Annotated in this window: 4 protein-coding genes and 1 pseudogene; 1 reads left to right on the forward strand and 4 read right to left on the reverse strand. The window is 66.7% G+C overall.

Going from position 1 to position 3,011, the window contains the following annotated elements; genetic code table 11:
• From SACSA_RS0118520 to SACSA_RS0118535, 4 genes and pseudogenes are all read right to left on the reverse strand, one after another.
• Nucleotides 1–704, reverse strand: a pseudogene (locus SACSA_RS0118520) (hypothetical protein); the annotation flags it as partial.
• Complete coding sequence (locus tag SACSA_RS24865; protein WP_198009096.1) at nt 673–1,284, reverse strand: DUF3558 domain-containing protein; 612 nt, start codon at nt 1,282–1,284, stop codon at nt 673–675. The pseudogene SACSA_RS0118520 and the gene SACSA_RS24865, both read right to left, overlap by 32 nt.
• Before the next feature lie 11 nt (nt 1,285–1,295).
• On the reverse strand, nt 1,296–1,769 hold the full coding sequence (locus SACSA_RS23730) for a hypothetical protein (RefSeq protein WP_019819219.1): 474 nt from the start codon (nt 1,767–1,769) through the stop codon (nt 1,296–1,298).
• A 49-nt stretch (nt 1,770–1,818) separates the two neighbouring features.
• On the reverse strand, nt 1,819–2,220 hold the full coding sequence (locus SACSA_RS0118535; protein WP_019819220.1) for an HAD-IA family hydrolase: 402 nt from the start codon (nt 2,218–2,220) through the stop codon (nt 1,819–1,821).
• Between the two features lie 189 nt (nt 2,221–2,409).
• On the opposite strand from SACSA_RS0118535, the gene SACSA_RS0118540 reads away from it, so the two are divergent.
• Complete coding sequence (locus SACSA_RS0118540) at nt 2,410–2,910, forward strand: Rv3235 family protein (RefSeq protein ID WP_019819221.1); 501 nt, start codon at nt 2,410–2,412, stop codon at nt 2,908–2,910.
• Nucleotides 2,911–3,011: the final 101 nt, after the last annotated feature.

Raw genomic sequence — 3,011 nt, forward strand, 5'->3', positions numbered from 1 at the left:
GAGGACGGCCCGCTCGCCGCCGGGACCGGCCCCGCGGCCGACCCGGACATCGGGGCACCCGTGCTCGTGGGAGCGGCCACCCCCGATCCCCGCGCGACCTCGGGCCCGGTCGTCATCTGCCCGCTCACCGCGCTGGGACCGGTCGATGTGACCTGCACATCGGAGAAGGTCGAAGGCAGCGTCCGATATTCGCGCGGGAAGTCGGAATTCGCCTGCGTGCTGCCCTCGTAACCGGTCATCACGTCGACGTTGTGCTGGGCCGCCACGTTGTGCTGATAGGCCTTCACCGCGTAGGTAGCCTGATCCCCCACGGTGTTCAGACCGAACGCGAACGGCTCCGGCTTCTCGGGCCTCGGCGGCACCGGCTCCACCGAGTTCGCGGCATCATGCCAGGCCGTGACCTGCCGAGTCATCGAGTCGAACGTCCTGTCCATGTTCTGAGCGGACTCGTGCAACGCGGGAATCAACGGCCCGGCTCCGGCACGCGCGGCCGACCCGGCATCGCCGGTCCAGCCGGACTCCATCGCCGACTGAATCCGCTTGATCGACTCCGCACGCGCGGTGTAGGTATCCTTCAGCTGGACCAGCGCCTCGGCGAACGCCTGCATCCCGCGCGTACCGACACCATTTTGAAAGTTCTGAAAGATCTGCTCCCCAGAAAGCCCAGCCACGTTAGTTCGCCCCCTTAAGCGACTGAAGGGCATCGCCGGCGATCTCCTTCACCACGTTGCAAGCACGTTGCGGATTTTCTTTATAGTTTTGCGCGACTACGGAGTAGCTGAGATCGTCGGCGATTCCGACACCTATGCCGCAGCGCCCCTCGGCACGCTCGTCCAATAAGTCGAAAAATGCGGCTGGATACTCGTCAACTTGCGTCGCTCTCCAGTACGCGTATCCACCCGCCTCGTAGAATCGGTACCGCTCCGACAGACCTCCCCGCCCCCCTTGGGAGTTGCTCGTCTGCAAATTAATGGCGAGAAAATCCTCGGGATCCTCGTTCGAGGTCCAGTAACAGCCACGTCCGGCATACTCGATCGCCAGACCGTCCTCCTCGGTACCGACAGTGCCAGATGGGTCATAGCCCAGACTTTCGAGGAGTTCTTTCGAGATCAGTTTACAAGGATCTTCTGCGTACGATGCGAATCCGAGCTCTCGCGGCGGCGAGGGAACTGCGGTGGAGTCCGGCCTTCCCAAGCTCTTCGATACCGAAGGATTTCCTTCTACCTGACTGGAACAGCCAACCAAAACAATCGAGAGGGCAGACGCCGCCAAACACGCGGGCACAGCATACCGCCTCACGTCTCCTCGCCGCCCATCATCGCCTCCACGTTGGCCGATTCACGCTTCTCGTATTCCTCTTTCGACCTCTGGAGCCCTTGGTGGAAGCCGGATGCATAAGAAAGGAAGGAGCCGCTCGCCTCGCGAAGCGAGGTGAGCCCCGAGATCACGGAGCGCAGGTATCCAGTCGTCGGCTCGTCCTCGGACGGAGGCATCGCCACGCCACGCAGAGCAGCCTCCAACACGAGCGCGTCCTTGCGAAAGTCCTCCAGCAGGTTCTCCCACTCGGCGATGACCGTCTGGATCTGTTCCGGGTCGAACGACCAGGAGCCGCCTCCCGAGACGGTGCCCTCTCCCAGGAAGCTGCCGACCGACTTCAGAGGCCCGTCACCGAAGACGCCGCGTACCGCGTCCGTCGCGCTTCCGGTTTCCGAGAAGCCCTCGAAGCCCGCTTTGGTCCACTCCTCGGCCACGCGCATCACCCCCGGCATCGCCTGTCACCACTCGCGGTCGTAGCGTAACGGACCCCGGACAGGCGCGTCAGGCGATTCCCGTGTCGATTCCGGGCAGCAACGCCGACAACTCGCCCAACGTCTCCTCCACCGTCACGTGGTGGACACCGGCCATCCCTGTCGCGACCGCACCGGCCACGTTGCCGTAGGCGTCGTCCACGAACACACAGTCGCCCGGCGCGAGACCGAGCCGCCGGGCGGCCATCAGGTAGATCTCCGGGTCCGGTTTCGCGCATCCCACCTCACCCGAGAAGACGAGCGTGTCGAACCGGCCGGTCAACCGGGCACGCACCTCGCCGCCGCTTGCCGCGTTCGACACCAGTGCGCTTCGGCCGCCGACCGCTCGCAGCCCGTCGACCGCCGATAAGAGGCGCACCGCGTCGACGTCGGTCAGCACCCCCGCGTAGTCCAGGATCAGTCCGCGCAGCATCGCGGTCAGCCTAGCCGAACCGTGACCGGCTTCCCCGCGCTAACACACCACCCGCACCGGCGCGCGCCGCGACGGCCCACATCACCTCTTCAGGCTGTCTGTGAATCCAGAACGTCCTCGGCTCCCTCTGTCTTAGTGGGCGGGTTCGCAAGCGACCGCCCATACGACACGACACGGGAGGGAATTGCCATGCGTCCGTTCTCACCGGCGAGTGGACTGCTACCACTCCGGCCGTACGAACCGGGTGAGCACGACCCGGACCCGGACTCGTCCCCGGCGGCGCAGAGTCGGCCACCCGAGGTGGCGGACGGCCAGCTCACGCTCGACGACCTGCTGGCCGAGCTGGAAGCCGAGCGACCACGCCCCGAATCCGTGCCCGCTCCCAGCCGCCGCCTGCTGCACCGGGTGACCACCGGGCTGTTGGAGGCGCGAACGGGACGGCGGCCCCTGGCCCAGCTCGATCCGTGGCTGGCACCGGTGTTGCGCCGCCGACTGCGCGCGACGCCGCCACGACTCGACGGGCCGCGCTACATTCTGCGCAACCTCCACGTCTGCAGACCGGCCGAGGAAGCGCTCGAACTGTGCGGCACGGCCACCGCACAGGCGCGGGCGTGCGCGGTGGCCGCGCGGTTCGAGCACGACTCCGGCGGCTGGGTGTGCGTCGCCTTCGCCGTGCTCGAACCGCGGTGACCCGGCCCGTGCGTGCCGGTCGGGCCGGATCAGTTGCGCGCGCTCTTCTTGTTCTTCTTGGCCTGTTCACGGGCCGCGGCACGCCGTTCGCGGCGGCTGCC

Origin of the sequence: Saccharomonospora saliphila YIM 90502 (genome assembly GCF_000383795.1) — a bacterium.
Classification (GTDB): Bacteria; Actinomycetota; Actinomycetes; order Mycobacteriales; family Pseudonocardiaceae; genus Saccharomonospora; species Saccharomonospora saliphila.